15 protein-coding genes are annotated in these 16218 nt (G+C 60.1%); 8 read left to right on the plus strand and 7 right to left on the minus strand.

All coding sequences use genetic code 11. The features are described from left to right. Positions 1-17 precede the first annotated feature (17 nt). Complete coding sequence (znuC, locus tag KW824_RS15510; protein ID WP_171272732.1) at positions 18-782, minus strand: zinc ABC transporter ATP-binding protein ZnuC; 765 nt, start codon at positions 780-782, stop codon at positions 18-20. A gap of 94 nt (positions 783-876) precedes the next feature. Here znuC and znuA point away from each other — a divergent pair, with 94 nt between their 5' ends. Then, entirely contained in the window at positions 877-1800 is a 924-nt protein-coding gene (gene znuA / locus KW824_RS15515) for a zinc ABC transporter substrate-binding protein ZnuA (protein ID WP_218410264.1), read from the plus strand. A 77-nt stretch (positions 1801-1877) separates the two neighbouring features. Further along, a complete protein-coding gene (locus KW824_RS15520) occupies positions 1878-2552 on the plus strand; it encodes a transglutaminase-like cysteine peptidase (RefSeq protein WP_041206463.1) in 675 nt (224 codons plus the stop codon). Here the strand turns inward: KW824_RS15520 and KW824_RS15525 are convergent. Both KW824_RS15525 and KW824_RS15530 read right to left on the minus strand, forming a co-directional pair. Beyond that, a complete protein-coding gene (locus KW824_RS15525) occupies positions 2547-3488 on the minus strand; it encodes a TAXI family TRAP transporter solute-binding subunit (RefSeq protein WP_218410265.1) in 942 nt (313 codons plus the stop codon). The two genes, KW824_RS15520 and KW824_RS15525, sit on opposite strands and share 6 nt — an antisense overlap. Beyond that, a complete protein-coding gene (locus KW824_RS15530; RefSeq protein ID WP_218410266.1) occupies positions 3485-4783 on the minus strand; it encodes a LapD/MoxY N-terminal periplasmic domain-containing protein in 1299 nt (432 codons plus the stop codon). Before KW824_RS15530 ends, KW824_RS15525 begins: the two co-directional genes overlap by 4 nt. Positions 4784-5053: 270 nt before the next feature. Between KW824_RS15530 and mepM the strand changes: the two genes are divergently transcribed. After that, positions 5054-6391 carry a murein DD-endopeptidase MepM gene (gene mepM, locus KW824_RS15535; protein ID WP_042649974.1) on the plus strand — a complete coding sequence of 446 codons (1338 nt, stop codon included), beginning with the start codon at positions 5054-5056 and terminating at the stop codon, positions 6389-6391. Between the two features lie 66 nt (positions 6392-6457). Here the strand turns inward: mepM and KW824_RS15540 are convergent, their stop codons facing one another. Beyond that, positions 6458-7402 carry a D-2-hydroxyacid dehydrogenase gene (locus KW824_RS15540; RefSeq protein WP_005324551.1) on the minus strand — a complete coding sequence of 315 codons (945 nt, stop codon included), beginning with the start codon at positions 7400-7402 and terminating at the stop codon, positions 6458-6460. Between the two features lie 161 nt (positions 7403-7563). On the opposite strand from KW824_RS15540, the gene KW824_RS15545 reads away from it, so the two are divergent. Then, the gene (locus tag KW824_RS15545; protein WP_042649972.1) at positions 7564-8145 is read left to right on the plus strand and encodes a YjaG family protein; all 582 of its coding nucleotides are present in this window, start codon (positions 7564-7566) and stop codon (positions 8143-8145) included. A 65-nt stretch (positions 8146-8210) separates the two neighbouring features. Here KW824_RS15545 and KW824_RS15550 read toward each other — a convergent pair whose 3' ends face one another. After that, positions 8211-8690 carry a MarR family winged helix-turn-helix transcriptional regulator gene (locus KW824_RS15550; protein WP_041207092.1) on the minus strand — a complete coding sequence of 160 codons (480 nt, stop codon included), beginning with the start codon at positions 8688-8690 and terminating at the stop codon, positions 8211-8213. Positions 8691-8853: 163 nt separating this feature from the next. On the opposite strand from KW824_RS15550, the gene KW824_RS15555 reads away from it, so the two are divergent. After that, complete coding sequence (locus KW824_RS15555; RefSeq protein ID WP_025325616.1) at positions 8854-9381, plus strand: hypothetical protein; 528 nt, start codon at positions 8854-8856, stop codon at positions 9379-9381. A gap of 9 nt (positions 9382-9390) precedes the next feature. After that, entirely contained in the window at positions 9391-10989 is a 1599-nt protein-coding gene (locus tag KW824_RS15560; RefSeq protein ID WP_171272729.1) for a BCCT family transporter, read from the plus strand. 75 nt (positions 10990-11064) lie between these two features. On the opposite strand, the gene mutS is transcribed toward KW824_RS15560, so the two are convergent. Next, positions 11065-13635 (minus strand): DNA mismatch repair protein MutS, encoded by a 2571-nt coding sequence (gene mutS, locus KW824_RS15565; protein ID WP_218410267.1) that lies wholly within the window; start codon positions 13633-13635, stop codon positions 11065-11067. 257 nt (positions 13636-13892) lie between these two features. Continuing rightward, entirely contained in the window at positions 13893-14300 is a 408-nt protein-coding gene (locus tag KW824_RS15570) for a Spy/CpxP family protein refolding chaperone (RefSeq protein WP_042649970.1), read from the minus strand. A gap of 245 nt (positions 14301-14545) precedes the next feature. Here KW824_RS15570 and pncC point away from each other — a divergent pair, with 245 nt between their 5' ends. Together pncC and recA are read left to right on the plus strand one after the other, a co-directional pair. After that, positions 14546-15037, plus strand: a complete 492-nt coding sequence (gene pncC, locus KW824_RS15575) for a nicotinamide-nucleotide amidase (RefSeq protein WP_041207091.1) — start codon at positions 14546-14548, stop codon at positions 15035-15037. 80 nt (positions 15038-15117) lie between these two features. Continuing rightward, the gene (recA, locus tag KW824_RS15580) at positions 15118-16179 is read left to right on the plus strand and encodes a recombinase RecA (RefSeq protein WP_005324574.1); all 1062 of its coding nucleotides are present in this window, start codon (positions 15118-15120) and stop codon (positions 16177-16179) included. Positions 16180-16218 lie beyond the last annotated feature (39 nt).

Consider the following 16218-nt stretch of genomic DNA (forward strand, 5'->3'; position numbering starts at 1 on the left):
AATGTCCTTAACTGCGCTTATGGATTGCGAGACGGCAGGCGGATGACGGGGGCCTGCGGCTCATGATGATGGTGTTCACCGTCGCAGTGGTGATGGTGGGTGTAGACCGCCAGCACCTCCCGCTCCGGGCGCCCGAACAGGCGGGCAAACTCGGGGTGACGGGCCACGCTTTCCGGCTCGCCGTGGCAGCAAACGTGGCGATTGAGGCAGATCACCTCGTGGGTGCTGGCCATCACCAGGTGCAGATCGTGGGAAACCATCAGCACGGCGCAGTGGAACTCGGCGGCCAACTGGCTGATGAGGGCGTAGAGCTCGATCTGGCCCGTGATATCCACCCCCTGGACCGGTTCGTCCAGCACCAGCAGCTCGGGCTTGACCAGCAGGGCACGGGCCAGCAGCACCCGCTGCATCTCGCCGCCGGAGAGTTTCTGCATCCGGTTGTCCAAGAGCTCCTGGGCGCCGACCCGCTCCAGCGCTTCCTCGATGGAGAGGCGGCTGTTCTTGCCGAGCTGCAGGAAGCGGCGCACCGTCAGCGGCAACGTGGGATCCAGATAGAGGCGTTGCGGCACATAGCCGACCCGCAGATCGCGACGGCGAATGATCTTGCCGGAGTCCGGGTTGAGCAAACCCAGCACCAGCTTGCTCAGGGTGCTCTTGCCCGCCCCGTTGGGGCCGACCAGGGTGGTGATTTTGCCTTTGTTCAGGGTAAAGGAGACCTTGTCGAGCACGGACCGTCCGTCAAACGACAGACAGACCTCTTTCAGCTCCACCAGTTGGGTCATGACAGCTCCGGGGTTTACAGCCTGTGAGGGTTATAATATAACAACAGTATTGGTTTGTTATATTATCACACACTCACTTCCTGACGAGATATCTATGCGAATTCTTACACTGATCACTGCCCTGCTGGCGGTGAGTCTGCCTGTCCGTGCCCTCGAGGTGCTGACCACCATCAAGCCCCTTGGTTTTATCGCGGCCGCCATCACCGATGGCGTGAGTGAGCCCAACGTCTTGCTGCCAACCGGCGCCTCTCCCCATGACTTCTCCCTGCGTCCTTCCGATATTCGCAGCATCAACGACGCCGATCTGGTGGTGTGGGTCGGCCCCGAGCTTGAAGGTTTCATGACAAAGCCTCTTGCAAAGCACCCCCATGCGCTGACCCTGACTCAGGTGCCGGGCATGCCCCTGTTCAACTACGTGACTCAGGAGAGCCACAACGACCACGATCATGAACACGAGGCCCAAGCACACGGTGATCATGATGAAGGGCATGAGGGACATCACCATGAGGGGGTGGATCCCCACCTCTGGCTGGGTCCGACCCAGGCCAAGGTGATTGCCAGGGCGATCGCGACCGAGCTTGGCAAGCAGGATCCGGCCAATCAGGCCCGTTATGCCGCCAACCTCGCCGCATTCGATGCCAAGGTGGACGCCAGGGACGAGGTGATCGCCGGGCAGATGAAGGCGGTGAACCAGAAAGGCTATTTCGTGTTCCACGAGGCCTATGGCTACTGGGAGCGTCACTACGGCATGAGTTCCAAGGGACACTTCACTGTGAGTCCTGAGCGTCGTCCCGGCGCCAAGACGCTGGTAGAGATCCGCAAGGCGCTGGAAGAGAAGCAGGCACGCTGCATCTATGCCGAGCCGCAATTCTCGCCAGCGGTGATCGAGTCGGTTGCCCGCAACACCGGGGCCAAGGTGCTGTTGCTGGATGAAGTGGGCGAGGGAGTTCCGCTTGGTCCTGATTCTTATCTGCAATTCATGCAACAGCTGGCCGACGCCTTCGCTCAGTGCCGTTGAGTCACCCCCAGGCTTGCCCGATGGGGTAGCCGCGGCCAACTATACTGACCTCCAGCGTCTGATATGGAGTGTCAGTTATGAGATGGTTGCTTGTCCCCACCTGCACGCTGGTAGTGTTGAGTGCCAACGTGCAGGCCTCCCGCCTCTCCGAGCACCTTGCCAGCCCTGAGCTGAAGGTCAAAATGCAGGAAGTGTATGGTGCCCGGGCCATCCAGCGCGCCGAGGCCTTTTCACGCCTGCTCACCCCCAGGGCGGGTACGACGGATCAGCAGAAGCTGGAACTGGTCAACAACTACTTCAACAATCTGACCTACAGCGAGGATCCCAGGCTATGGGGAGATGAGGACTACTGGGCCAATCCGCTGGAATTTATCGGGGCCAGGGGGGGGGACTGCGAGGATTACAGCATCTCCAAGTACTACACCCTGATGGAACTCGGCGTCGACGAGAAGAAACTGCGGCTGGCCTATGTGAAGGCGATCCGCTACAACCAGTTTCACATGGTGACGCTCTACTTCCCGACGACCAAGTCCGATCCCTTGGTGCTGGACAACATCAACGGTCGTATCCTGCCCGGCAGCCAGCGAAATGATCTGCAACCCGTGTACAGTTTCGATGCCAAGAGCATCTGGGTCATGAAGTCACGTCGTGAGGGAACCCTGGCCGGGAGTGCCGATCGCCTGACCCAGTGGACGTCGATGCAGAGCCGCTTCTCCAGCGAGCATCTGCGTGCTCCCCGTCGCCAGCTATAGCTTGCCTGCGGCTTTCAACTCCTCGAAATACCTCGCTGCCCCCGGATGCTGAATGACGCTGAGCACCGGGCCTGTTTTGTTGCGCGTCTTGTGAAACAGGTTGGCATAGCCATAGGTCTGCTCGTTGAAGCTGGTCTGCTGGCTCAGCATCGCCTTGGTCAGGCGATAGACATCCTTATCCGGCGTGATGGCATTGGTCACCAGAGTGGCGGCGATGGCAAAGGTGGGGGTGGCTTTCAGATTGCCGGGATAGATGCGGGCCGGTATCTGACTGCGCTGATAATATTTGACGCCTTGCAACAATTGCTCCCGGATTGCGCCCTCGACGGACATGAAACGGATGGCACAGCGCTTGGATGTCTCCAGCACGATCCGGTTGGGGTGACCCATCACCAGTCCATAGGCATCGATCTGTTTGCTGCACAAGGCTTCGGATAGATTGGCCACGCTCTTCAGATCGAGATCCTGTTCCTTTGCCCCCAGCACGCTGAACAGTGCCAATGCTGTTTGACGGGTACCCGAATTCTTCAGCCCCATGTCGATGGGGGCCAGCTTGAGTTGCTCCAGGGTGGTGATATCGCCATCGGCCCGCACCACTATGGTGAAAGGCTCGGCATGGGTGGCAAAGAGGGTTCTCAATTCGGGCTGGGGTTGCCTGGCAAATGGCCCCGTGCCCTGACTGGCCTGATAGAGCCAGTCAGACTGGACGAGGGCGTAGGGGATCTCTCCGGCTTGCAGCAGACGTAGATTTTCGATGGAGCCCGAACTGGCCTGCGGTTTGCACTGCACTGTGGGGTCGCTCTTGTGAGCCAGCCGGCAGAATTCCTTGATGACCTGGTAATAGATGCCCTGTTCTCCTCCCGTGCCAATGGTCACGGATACTGCGTGCAGACTGGGCTGCCACAGCAGGGCAAGCAATAGGATGGGGAGTTTCATGATGCCTCCTGGCTGGCATAGCCATCGATGCCCCAACTGCGCAGGGTGTCCACGTCGTTGATGTCACCGGCTTCTGCCAGCAGGGTATAGCTGGAGGCATGCAGGCACTGGGAAAGCAGGTTCCAGTAGAGGGGGGCCTGAGTCAGCTGGCAACTGATGAAGACTGGCTTGATGGGGTCGAGCTTTGTCAGGTTGTCGTTGTTCATGGGCACATTGCTGAATGCCATCTCGATCCCTAGAGCCTGAAGTGCACCCAGACGCTCCTCAGCCATGGGAGGGAAGCTTGTCAGATCCCAGCGCCAGTCCAGAATTTTTCCCCTGGCGCTGGCCAAGGAGGATGAAAACTGTGTCCAGTCGGGATGATTGAGCACGCTGAGGGGGAGCTGGATCCCTTCCGTCTTCTGGGTCAGCCAGTCGTGGATCAGCGTCCGGATTTCATCCGGCGAGCTGTCTGTGGTGGGGGGGGTCTTGGGCAGCAACCGGCTATACAGTCGGATGTGTCCTTGAGTGGAGAAAAAGTGTTGCAGATACATGCCGTTGGCGATGTCGGTCAACCCGGTGAGTTTCTGATGAGCCCGAAGGCTGTCATGTTTACCGAGCTGGGTGATCTTGAGTCTTTGCTGCAGCAGATCTCGTTTACGCTCGGAGACCAGTTGATTGATGGAAGCCACGACCTCCTGCAGCTCACGAAGCCATGGAGTTGGCAGAGTACCGCTGAACTGGCGTTTGCGGATCTGCACCAGTTGCAGGCTGACTTGTTCGAGAGGGCGCAACAGGCGGTTGCACACCCAGGTGATGACCAGAGTGAATACCAGCAGACCCGCGAGCAGTGCCAGCCCGGTGCGGCTGATGGCGTTCCAGAGGTGCTGGTAGGCATACCCTTCGTGTCCTTCGAGGGTGAGGGTGCCCAGAATGCGCCAGCCATCGGTGAGTTCCTGCTCGACCTTGACCGGTGGCATGTGGACGACAGTCGGCAGCCAGACGGGAATATTTTGCTGGGCCGTGTGGAAGACTTTCTGGAACAGCAACTGGCCATCGGGATCCAGCAGTGTGACCGAGCTGACGAAACCGCCATCGAACATGGCGTTGACGATGGTTTCCGCCAGCACCTTGTCGTCGTTGAGCAGGGTACCTTGCAGCACCAGGCCGAGTGCCGTGATGGCCGTCTCCAGGTTGGCCGACATCTGATCGAGGATGGATTGCCGTACCGTGGTGATCTCCAGCATGAGCAGCAGGATGGCACCTATGGCGAACAGGATTAGAATGATTACATTTAACAATCTTGCCAATGACATACCCACTCCCTGGAAATGTTTTTGCAACATCTGGCCGCCCGGGGGTGAACGCAACCGGACTTGGTTCTTAAAAATAGAAAAAATTGGCTGAAAAAGGCGATCATTTCTGCCCATGCGAGAAGGTTATGCATAAAATGTGAGTTTCGTGCATATCGTGATGAACTTTTTGTAAGTATTTGGGTCTAAAACCCAGATATTCGGTTTTCATAATAAAAAATCATAAAAACAGACCCACAACTACCACCCTTAGATCTAATAACAGGATAGCGGATGAAACGTCTCCGTCCCTTGGTAGCGCAGGCTGCCAACTGGGAACCCCCGGTTCCCCGCAAACATTTTTATGCCATGCTATTGCTCACGGCCATGACGCTGTCAGCGGTAGCCGTATTGCCGGCTCCAGGTGACATCCTTGAGCGGCCATTGCGTCTGGAGTTGCCCATTGCCACCACTGGTACCGCAACCAACGAAGACAACACCGACTTCAACGACATCCCCGACCACGAACTGGTGGAAGCAGCGGCGCCGGAAGATGACATTCCGGCCGACGGCACGCCCCAGTGGCAGGATTATCGGGTACGTAACGGCGAGAATCTGACCACCATCTTCAACAATCTCGGCCTCTCCACCACCACCCTCTACAAGGTGCTGGATGCGGATGCCAAGAATAATCTGGCCCGCCTCAAGCCCGGTCAGACCATCGAGTTGCTGATCGATCAGGACAACATACTGCAGCAGCTGAAGATCCGTCTGAACATCAAGCAAACCCTGGTGCTGGAGCGAACCGATGACACTTACAGCGCCAACATGCTCAATGAAGAGGTTGAGTGGCAGCAGAAGAGTTATGACGGCGTCATCAATGGCAGCTTCTACGTCAGCGCCCGCAACGCGGGGATCCCGGCCAACCACATTCAGAAAATTGCCAACCTGTTCCAGTGGCGCCTGAATTTCGCCAAGGATCTGCAAAGAGGCGACAAGTTCAAGGTGTTGGTGAGACAGGAGACGGTCGAGGGCAAGAGCACGGGCAACACCCAGCTGCTGGGAGTGGAAGTGTTCAGCCAGGGTAAGACGGTATCGGCCTGGCTGTCGGAAGATGGCAACTATTATGACGGCCAGGCGAACAGCCTGGAGCGAGGTTTCCGCCGTTACCCGACCCATAGTCGCTATCGGGTCAGCTCCAACTTCAACCCGGCCCGGCGCCATCCCATTACCGGTCAGGTTCGCCCCCATGAGGGGACTGACTTCGCCCTGCCGGTGGGGACACCCGTGATGGCGACCGGCGACGGTGTTGTGCTCAAGGCGACCCGTCACCCCCTCGCGGGCACCTATGTGGTGATCAAGCATGGTCGTACCCTGATGACTCGCTATCTGCATCTGAGCAAGCTGCTGGTCAAACCCGGCCAGAAGGTGAAGATGGGAGACAAGATAGCGCTCTCCGGCAACACGGGCCGCTCTACCGGCGCTCATTTGCACTATGAGGTGCGGCTCAACAACCGTCCGGTGGATGCCATGAAGGTCAAGCTGCCGATGGCGGAACCGCTTTCCGGCAAAGACAAGCGCCAGTTCCTTGCCAAGGTGAAGAGCTATCGCAAGGAGATGGAGGCGGGTTAATCCCCTCTCTCCGGATACCAAAAGGCCCTGCCAATCTGGCGGGGCCTTTTTGCTGGAGGCCTGGACTCAGTAGCCCTTGTCGAAGTCGATGCGGCCATCGAGCTGTTGACCGTCGATGAAGCGGATGTAGTTGCGTATGAAGATCTGGGCCACATCTTCCGGGAAGCTGTAGGCGCTGTTGTGGGGAGTGAGGATGAGATTGGGCTGATGCCAGAGCGGGCTGTCGGCGGGCAGGGGCTCCTGCTCGAACACATCCAGCACAGCCGTACCAAGCTTGCCGCCGTGCAATGCTGCCAGCAGGTCGCCTTCATGGACGGCATTGCCCCGGCCGACGTTGAAGAAAATGGCGCCCGGTTTGCAGTGATTGAACCGATCGGTGGTGAACAGATGGCGGGTCTCGCGGGTCGCCGGCAGTACGCTGACGATGACGTCTGCCTGGGCCAGCATCTTGTTCAGCGCCGGCAGCTGATACACCTGATCAAAGCCCGCGCGCTCATTGCCACCGTGGCTGATGCCGAGCACTCGCATGCCGAAGTGCTTGGCGGTGTGTGCGATGTGCTGACCTATGCTGCCGGTGCCCAGGATCAACATGGTGCGTCCCTTGAGCCCCAGGTAGGGATGGCTCTGCCACAGTCGCTGCTGCTGCTGTTCGCGGTAGAGTGGCAACTGTCGCGACAGGCTGAGCAGGTGGCCGAACACATACTCGCTCATCAGCGGCCCGAAGATGCCGCGCACATTGGTGAGCAGGTAATCACGGCGGCAGCTGGCATCCAGCAGCACGTCGACCCCGGCGTAGGTGGACTGGAGCCAGCTCAGCCTGTCGGCTTTGGCCAGCAGGGGTCTGGCCCGTGCCGGCTCAGCCATCAGGATATGGGCATCACCGATCAGCTTCTCGGCGTCGCTCTGGTTATCGGCCCGCAGTATGTGCAGATGAGGAAGGCGGGCGGCCTTGAGCAGGCGTTCATAGTGGTTGTTGTCCTGGCTGAGCAGAAGCAGGGTACGTTGACTCATACTCTTGTTCCTTATCATGTTTACGGCACGGAGGAGGAGGGGTCTGTCCTCATCTTACCCCAGTTGATCGGGCAAGATAGTCGACCAGGGCGCTTTTTCGTTTTCGCCACGCCCCTCGTGGGCTACAATCTGCCCCACATTTTGCAAAGGATCCGACTCCAGTGTTTGGTGACAAGTTTTATAAGCGACTGGCCGAGCTACAACCTTGGCAGCAGACCGTCTACACCCTGGCGCTGGCAGAGCGCATGTATCCCAACTATGCGCTGTTTACCCAGGCCTCCGGCTTCGGGGATGCGAAGGCATTTCGCCACGCGTTGGATCAGATGTGGAATTACCTGACGGTTAAAGGTTCCCGCGTCAATCTGGGAGCGATCCTGGAGGCGTTTGAAGTCTATATTCCCGAGCCTGGCAAATTTGAGTCTTACGGTGCCTATCCGGCGCTGGATGCCTGTGTGGCGCTGGGTTGCGCCTACAACTCGGTGATCTGCCGGGTGGGTGAAGAGGCCAATGATGCCAGCCATGCCTCGGTCGGTACCGTGGCCGGTTTCATCGAGATGCTGGAAGAGCGGGATCTCAGTGACGAAGAGCTCTACGAGCATGAATACATGGAAGCCGAGCTGGAGTTCCAGGTCGAGTTGCTCAAGCGGGTCGCCCATGAGCGCGACAGTGATCGTATCCTGGCCATTCGCACCTTCGCGGCCCAGGACGGCGTCTCCAACATAGGCATCAGCCTGGAAGAGTGATCTCGCCGCACGCTTCCCATAAAAAAAGCTCCCATTCGGGAGCTTTTTTTATGGCCGTCGTTTGTTCAGGCGCGCTCTTCGGTGAGCGGCCTGACACTCAGCACGGGTGCCGCGTCGATGCCGTCGGCATTCATCATGGCAGAGATCCGTTGCAGGGAGGAGAGCAGCAGTCCCTGTTCCCAGTTCTCCAGGGCCTGGAAGCGCTGGATGAAGCTCTCCTGCAGCGGGGTAGGGGCCTGGGCAAGCAGGGCGCGCCCCGCGTCAGTCAGTGTCGCATGCACCTTGCGTTTGTCGGTCTCGCTGCGAATGCGCTGCACCAGCTGGCGGCTCTCGAGCCTGTCCATGATGGTGGTCGCGGTGGCCTGGCTCATGTTGGTGTGATCGGCGAGCTGGCGCATGGAGATCTGGCCAAGCTCGTTGATCCCCTTTAGCAGCAGGAGCTGCGGCGAGGTCAGCCCGGCCTCCTTGATCAGGCGCTTGGAGTGCATGTCGATGGCACGGATGATCTGGCGCAGAGCAACCAGCACTTCATCATGTTTTTCCATGGAGTCGGGGTCATCGCAGGGCAGTTGAGAGGCGCAAAATTCTCCGCCTAATCCACAACAAGGTCAATATGGTTTTTGGTGTAATCATTTCTGCTCTAATGAATTTTATGTTAGGTTATTGGACAATTGCCGCATTTAAACCCGATATTTGAGGAGTGACATCATGAATGACGACCTGGATATCAAGTCCCTGGTTGCCGACCTTCGCGTGGTAAGGGTCCGCTATGAACTGCCAGATACCTCGGCTTTCGTTCGCTATCAGCCCGCCTATGACGAGGATCCCAACAACCTGCAAGTGCATCACTATGATGGTGAGCTGCCGCTCTCCTGTAGCGACACAGGTTCTTTCAGTCTAAAGGAGTTGGTGAACGAATTGCGCTACGCCTATGTGCTGGTGCACCTCTTCCCCGACGAGAGCGCCATGAACTTCTACCTGGCCGGTCTGGACAATGGTCTGGCCCAGCTCGAGTTCATCGGCGGCTCCTATGACTTCAACCGGCTCTGGATCACCAGCGGGGTCTCCAGTCTGGGGGTGCCCATGGCCATCTTCCTCGGCAAGCGTCACGCCGTGAACGGCCAGCCTTCGGTCACCCTGGTGGATCACCGCGAGCGGGTGGCGGGTCGACTGGTCTATCGCGCCATCGGTGGTGCGGGGGATCACGTGGGTGAAGATTTTTTCAACAATGACTAAGGAGGCCAGATGAGAGCAACCAAAGGGCTTTTGAAAGGCCTCAATCCCACCATGGCCATGACGGCCCTGACCGTCGTGACCCTGTTCCTGTTGTTCGGGGTGTTTGACCCGGATACCGCGGGAACCTGGTTCACCGGCGCCAAGGACACCATCATTGCTGGCTTCAAGTGGTACTATATTCTGGTGGTTGCCCTGTTCCTGTTCTTCGCCGTCTATCTGATGTTCAGCCGTTTTGGCAGCATTCGACTGGGCGACGACGACCAGGTACCGGAGTTCGGCTACTTCGCCTGGTTCTCCATGCTGTTCAGCGCAGGCATGGGCATAGGCCTGGTGTTCTGGAGCATCGCCGAGCCCATGTATCACCTGCAGGGCAACCCCTTCGTCACCGAAGGGATGACGCCGGAAGCGGCCCAGATGGCCATGCGCCTCACCTTCTTCCACTGGGGTCTGCACCCCTGGGCCATCTATGTGATCGTCGGTCTGTCGCTGGCCTTCTTCAGCTACCGCCGCAAGTTGCCGCTGGCCATTCGCTCCGTGCTCTACCCCATTCTCGGCGAGCGGATCTACGGCTTCTGGGGCCATGCCGCCGACGTGCTGGCGGTGTTCGGCACCGTGTTCGGGGTAGCGACCTCCTTGGGGCTTGGCGTCTCCCAGATGAACACCGGCCTCAACCAGATGTTCGGCATGGAAGTCTCCCAACACAGCCAGCTCTGGCTCATCGGCGGCATCAGTCTGATCGCCACCCTGTCGGCCATCTCCGGCGTGGGGCGCGGGGTGAAGATCCTCTCCGAGCTCAACATCTGGCTCAGCGCCTTCATCCTCGCTCTCTTCCTGGTGCTGGGACCGACCACCTACATCCTCAACGCCTATGTGCAGAACATTGGCGACTACCTGCAGAACATCGTCAAACTGAGCTTCTGGACCAACACCGAAGCCAACGGCACCTCGGCCTGGCAATCGAGCTGGACCGCCTTCTACTGGGGCTGGTGGATAGCCTGGGCCCCCTTCGTCGGCATGTTCATCGCCCGCATCTCCAAGGGGCGCACCATTCGCGAGTTCGTGCTCGGTGTACTGCTGGTGCCCTCCCTGCTCGGCATGTTCTGGCTCACCGTGTTCGGCGGTACCGCCATGCATCTGGAGCTGTTCGGCGGCGGTGGCGTGGTGGCGGCAGTCAATCAGGACGTGACCCTGGCGCTCTACAAGACGGTGGAACTGATGCACTGGGAGACCTTCGGCTGGATTGCCAAGGGGGTGCTGACCCTGCTTATCTGCACCTACTTCATCACCTCCAGCGACTCGGGGACGCTCGTGATTACGACGCTGCTCTCCATCGGCGATCAGGATCCCCCCGTGCTGCACCGCGCCATCTGGGGACTGGGTCAGGGGCTGGTGGCGGCCATCTTGCTGGTTTCCGGCGGCCTGGCGGCCCTGCAGGCGGCCAGCATCATAGCCGCGCTGCCCTTCTCGCTGATCATGCTGGCCATGTGCTATTCGCTGATGCAGGGGCTCAAGCAGGAGAGCCAGCACCAGTTCGAATACCGGCAGAAGCTCAAGCGCCATCCCGGCTCGGTCAATCTGAGCCTGCTGGATCGCATAGGCCCGGGCTGATGGCCCACTGCCAACCAGGAAAAAAAAGGGGAACCTCGCGGTTCCCCTTTTGCATGCTTGCGCGGCGGCGGATGCTTACAGCATCTGCTTGAGGCGATAGAGCAGATCGAGTGCCTGACGGGGGGTCAACTCGTCGGGACGCACCGCTTCCAGCTCTTCCACCACCGGATGGGGTTGCGGGGCGAGAGCCACCGGGGCCGGACGGGTTTCACCGGCAACGACCGGGGTGGCGCTTTCCAGTTCGTGCAGTTTGTGGCGAGCCTGCTGGATCACCGATTTCGGTACCCCCGCCAATGCGGCGACTTGCAGGCCGTAGGAGCGGCTGGCTGCGCCTTCCTGTACCGCGTGCATAAAGGCGATGGTGTCGCCGTGCTCCACCGCATCCAGATGGACGTTGGCCAGTCCGCTCATCAGCTCCGGCAATCGGGTCAGCTCGAAGTAGTGGGTAGCAAACAGGGTGTAGGCGCCAATCTTGCTCGCCAGCTGTTCGGCGCAGGCCCAAGCCAGCGACAGGCCGTCGTAGGTGCTGGTGCCGCGGCCAATCTCGTCCATCAGCACCAGACTGCGGGCGGTGGCGTTGTTGAGGATATTGGCGGTCTCGGTCATTTCCACCATAAAGGTGGAGCGGCCAGAGGCGAGATCGTCCGATGCCCCGATGCGGGTGAAGATGCGGTCGATGGGGCCGATGCGGGCGCTGTCGGCGGGCACGAAGGCCCCGATATGGGCCAGCAGCACGATGAGCGCGGTCTGGCGCATATAGGTGGATTTACCGCCCATGTTGGGACCCGTGATGATCAGCATCCGCCGTTCCCGCTCCAGCCGGATCGGGTTGGCGATAAAGGGGTCTGTCATCACCTGCTCCACCACCGGATGGCGGCCCGCCTCGATCAGGATCTGATCCTCATCGATGAGGGTGGGGCAGCGGTAGTCAAGGGTCTCGGCACGTTCGGCCAGGTTGGCCAGCACGTCCAGCTCTGCCAGTGCGGCAGCGGACTCCTGCAGATCGCCGAGGTGGGGCAGCAGGGTGTCGAGCAACTCTTCGTAGAGGCGCTTCTCCAGTGCCAGTGCCTGAGCCTGGGCGGTGAGTACCTTGTCCTCGTATTTCTTCAGCTCATCGATGATGTAGCGTTCGTTGTTCTTGAGGGTCTGGCGGCGGATGTAATGGGCCGGCACCAGATGGCTGTTGGCGCGGCTCACCTCGATATAGAAGCCGTGCACCTTGTTGTAACCCACCTTGAGGGTGTTGATGCCGGTCAGCAGCTTCTCCCGCTCTTCGATGCGGGCGAGGCTGGCGGTGGCGCCGTTGGCCAGATCCCGCAGTTCGTCCAGCTCCTGATTGAAGCCGTCACGGATGACACCGCCATCGCGGATCAGCACCGGCGGCACCTCCATCACCGCGCGCTCCAGCAGGTCGAGCAGTTCAGGGAAGGTGCTGGCGCGCTCGGCCAGCTGCTGCACCGATTCGTGCTCGTTGTCCGCCAGCAGGCGCTGCAATTCGGGCAACTGGGCGAACGCCTGCCGCAGGCGGGTGAGGTCGCGCGGACGGGCCGAGCGCAGGGCGAGACGGGCCAGCACCCGCTCCACATCACCCACCTGACGCAGCAATCCGCCCAGCTCATCGTAGAGGTTCTGCTCGATGAGCTCCTTGATGGTGCTCTGGCGACCTTTGAGGATCACCCGATCGCGGATCGGCTGGTGGATCCAGCGCTTGAGCAGCCGGCTGCCCATGGGGGTGGCGGTGCGGTCCAGCACCTCGGCCAGGGTATTTTCGTAGCCACCGGCCAGATTCTGGGTCAGCTCCAGATTGCGGCGGGTGGCGGCATCCATGATGACCGCATGATCGGGCTGCTCGAGGCGCACGCTGCGAATGTGGGGCAGGGCGGTACGCTGGGTGTCCTTGACGTACTGCATCAGGCAACCGGCGGCGCACAGGGCGGTCTCGCTCTTGTCGACACCAAAGCCCACCAGATCCTGGGTGCCGAACTGCTGGCAGAGCAGCTTGCGGGCGGTGCCCAGCTCAAACTCCCACTCCGGGCGGCGGCGCAGACCGCGGCGACCCTCGATATGGTGCAGGAACTCGAACGATTCGGGATAGAGCAGCTCGGCCGGATTGGTGCGTTGCAGCTCCGCCAACAGGGTCTCTTCTTTATCGAACTGGTTGATGAAGAAGCGGCCGGAGCCGATGTCCAGGGTGCCGTAACCGAAGCGGCGGCCATCGTGGTAGACGGCGGCGATCAGGTTGTCCTGCCGCTCGCTGAGCAGCGCCTCATCGGAGACGGTGCCCGGGGTGATGATGCGAATGACCTTGCGCTCCACCGGCCCCTTGCTGGTGGCGGGATCCCCCACCTGTTCGCAGATGGCGGCGGATTCACCGAGCTGCACCAGCTTGGCCAGATACCCCTCGATGGCGTGATAGGGCACTCCTGCCATCGGGATGGGGCTGCCCGCCGACTGGCCGCGCTTGGTCAGGGAGATGTCGAGCAGTTGGGAGGCCTTGCGGGCATCGTCGTAGAACAGCTCGTAGAAGTCGCCCATCCGGTAGAACAGCAGGATCTCCGGGTTCTCGGCCTTGAGGCCAAGGTACTGCTGCATCATGGGGGTGTGGGCGCTCAGGTTGGCGCTGGTGGCTTGGTGCTGTGCTGTCATGTTCTATTCCAGAAGGTGCTCTTGCGGGCAAGCGTCTGCCGTAATGGGTCTGAATCTGGTGGCCATTCTACATGGTCGGGCCGAGATGGTGATGGGTTATCTCGCTTTGGGGAAGGCTGTCCTGGGGTTTCACTGGCGTGGGAGGGGAGTGACAAGCCGTGTCGGGAGGGCGGGGCATTGTGCGCAAGGCGTGGAAGGGGAAACAAGATCCCCGCCATCAGCGCGGGGATTGGCATCACAGAAACGGGAGCCGTCTCTCAATACATGGCTTCGTTGCCACTGAGCATCTCGTGCAGCTTGGTTTTCTGCTCCGGGGTCAGCACCTTGCTGACTTCAAACAGGTAATGGGCACGGTAGTAGCGGGCCTCGGCCTGCACGTTGCTGATGGTTTGCAACTGCTTCTTGGCGGCCGCCTCGTCCCACTTGCCAGTCTTGATCATGTTGATGATGACGTCCTGACCGATGGCGTCGAGCTTGACCGCGCCGAGCTCTTTGGCCGCCTGCTCACGCAGGCTCTTGATCTGTTCAACCTGTGCGCTGGAGAGGTTCAGCTCTTGCGCCAGGGTGGTTTCGCTCTGCAGCTCGGGGGCGCTCTCGGCGGCGAAGGTATTGGTGGCAAAACAGATCGCCAGGGCAGTCATGGCGACTTTAAATTGATGCTTCATCTGCTTTCTCCAGTATCCAAAAAGATAGAAACCGCATACAGGGCGGTGCCTGCTGATTATAGGAAGCCCCCATGTACTGGAGCTTAAGCGTGGGTGACTTGCCACTGTGGCGCGCTTGCGCCAAATGCTCGGCAGGGCCATGCCGGTCGCTGACGCAGCCGCTCCCGGGTAGGTTGCTCGTGATTCGGGGCAACTGCATAATGACCCCCATGTTTCCCCCGAAAGGGATCAGAGAGGGCATGAGGATGGGGCTTGAGGCAGAGATCGACCGTCTATCCCGGGAGCTCGGCGAGGCATTGCTGGCGCGAGGCTGGCTGGCCGCAACGGCGGAGTCCTGTACCGGGGGCGGGGTCGCCACGGCCATCACGGATATTGCGGGCAGCTCAGGCTGGTTCGATCGCGGCTTTGTTACCTATACCAACGAAGCCAAGCAGCAGATGCTGGGGGTGAGCATCGACAGCCTGCTGCGCCATGGCGCCGTCAGCGAGGCCGTGGTGCTGGAGATGGCCAGAGGGGGCCTCGCCCGTTCCGATGCCGGGATCTGCGTCGCCATCAGCGGCATCGCCGGGCCTGGTGGTGGCAGTGACGACAAGCCGGTCGGCACCGTCTGGTTTGCCTGGGCGGATCGCACTGGCCGCCATCACTCCCTGCTCGCCCGTTTCGATGGCGACCGCCATCAGGTGCGCCAGCAGGCGGTCAGGCAGGCCTTGTCCGGACTGCTGGCTCTGCTCAGATAAATTGGGCTTGATACTGTATGCATAAACAGTATACTTAGCCCAACTTCACTTCTTCATCACGATTCCCAGCGGAGATTGGCATGGATCAGAACAAACAGAAGGCACTGGCGGCTGCGCTGGGCCAGATCGAAAAGCAGTTTGGCAAAGGCTCCATCATGCGTCTGGGCGACAGCAAGACCATGGACATCGAAGCCATCTCCACCGGCTCCCTTTCCCTGGACGTGGCGCTGGGCATCGGTGGTCTGCCGTGCGGTCGCATCGTCGAGATTTACGGTCCGGAATCGTCAGGTAAAACCACTCTCACCCTGCAGGTGATCGCGGAAGCCCAGAAGAAAGGCAAGACCTGTGCCTTCGTCGATGCGGAGCACGCGCTGGATCCCATCTATGCCGCCAAGCTGGGGGTCAACGTCGACGACCTGCTGATCTCCCAGCCGGATACCGGTGAGCAGGCGCTGGAGATCTGCGACATGCTGGTGCGCTCCAACGCTGTTGACGTCATCATCGTCGACTCGGTGGCAGCCCTGACGCCGAAAGCGGAAATCGAAGGCGAGATGGGGGATTCCCACGTCGGCCTGCAGGCCCGCCTGATGTCCCAGGCCCTGCGCAAGCTGACCGCCAACATCAAGAACGCCAACTGCCTGTGCATCTTCATCAACCAGATCCGGATGAAGATCGGCGTCATGTTCGGCAGCCCCGAGACCACCACGGGTGGTAACGCGCTCAAGTTCTACGCCTCCGTGCGTCTGGATATCCGTCGCATCGGTGCCATCAAGGAAGGTGACGAAGTGGTCGGTAACGAGACCCGCGTCAAGGTGGTCAAGAACAAGGTGGCCCCGCCCTTCAAGCAGGCCGAGTTCCAGATCTTCTACGGTGCCGGCATCTCCAAAGAGGGCGAACTGGTGGACTTGGGCGTCAAGCACAAGCTGATCGACAAGGCCGGCGCCTGGTACAGCTACAACGGCGAGAAGATCGGCCAGGGCAAGGCCAACGTGATGAAGCTGTTCGCCGAGAACAAGGTGATGGCTGCCGAGGTGGAAGCCCGCCTGCGTGAGCTGCTGCTCTCTGGCGCCGTGCCGGTCGAGAAGCCGGTGGCTGCGGTCGCCGAAGAGTTTGAAGACGAAAGCGAACAAGAGTTCGAATAAGGAACAAGGAAGGCCGGGTTGATACCCGGCCTTGTCATT

Source organism: Aeromonas sp. sif0611 (assembly GCF_019218845.1).
Lineage (GTDB): Bacteria > Pseudomonadota > Gammaproteobacteria > Enterobacterales > Aeromonadaceae > Aeromonas > Aeromonas media.

Coding starts and splice junctions, on each gene's coding strand:
- znuC (WP_171272732.1), bottom strand. CDS start 782: ATGACCCAACTGGTGGAGCTGAAAGAGGTCTGTCTGTCGTTTGACGGA.
- znuA (WP_218410264.1), top strand. CDS start 877: ATGCGAATTCTTACACTGATCACTGCCCTGCTGGCGGTGAGTCTGCCT.
- KW824_RS15520 (WP_041206463.1), top strand. CDS start 1,878: ATGAGATGGTTGCTTGTCCCCACCTGCACGCTGGTAGTGTTGAGTGCC.
- KW824_RS15525 (WP_218410265.1), bottom strand. CDS start 3,488: ATGAAACTCCCCATCCTATTGCTTGCCCTGCTGTGGCAGCCCAGTCTG.
- KW824_RS15530 (WP_218410266.1), bottom strand. CDS start 4,783: ATGTCATTGGCAAGATTGTTAAATGTAATCATTCTAATCCTGTTCGCC.
- mepM (WP_042649974.1), top strand. CDS start 5,054: ATGAAACGTCTCCGTCCCTTGGTAGCGCAGGCTGCCAACTGGGAACCC.
- KW824_RS15540 (WP_005324551.1), bottom strand. CDS start 7,402: ATGAGTCAACGTACCCTGCTTCTGCTCAGCCAGGACAACAACCACTAT.
- KW824_RS15550 (WP_041207092.1), bottom strand. CDS start 8,690: ATGGAAAAACATGATGAAGTGCTGGTTGCTCTGCGCCAGATCATCCGT.
- KW824_RS15555 (WP_025325616.1), top strand. CDS start 8,854: ATGAATGACGACCTGGATATCAAGTCCCTGGTTGCCGACCTTCGCGTG.
- KW824_RS15560 (WP_171272729.1), top strand. CDS start 9,391: ATGAGAGCAACCAAAGGGCTTTTGAAAGGCCTCAATCCCACCATGGCC.
- mutS (WP_218410267.1), bottom strand. CDS start 13,635: ATGACAGCACAGCACCAAGCCACCAGCGCCAACCTGAGCGCCCACACC.
- KW824_RS15570 (WP_042649970.1), bottom strand. CDS start 14,300: ATGAAGCATCAATTTAAAGTCGCCATGACTGCCCTGGCGATCTGTTTT.
- pncC (WP_041207091.1), top strand. CDS start 14,546: ATGGGGCTTGAGGCAGAGATCGACCGTCTATCCCGGGAGCTCGGCGAG.
- recA (WP_005324574.1), top strand. CDS start 15,118: ATGGATCAGAACAAACAGAAGGCACTGGCGGCTGCGCTGGGCCAGATC.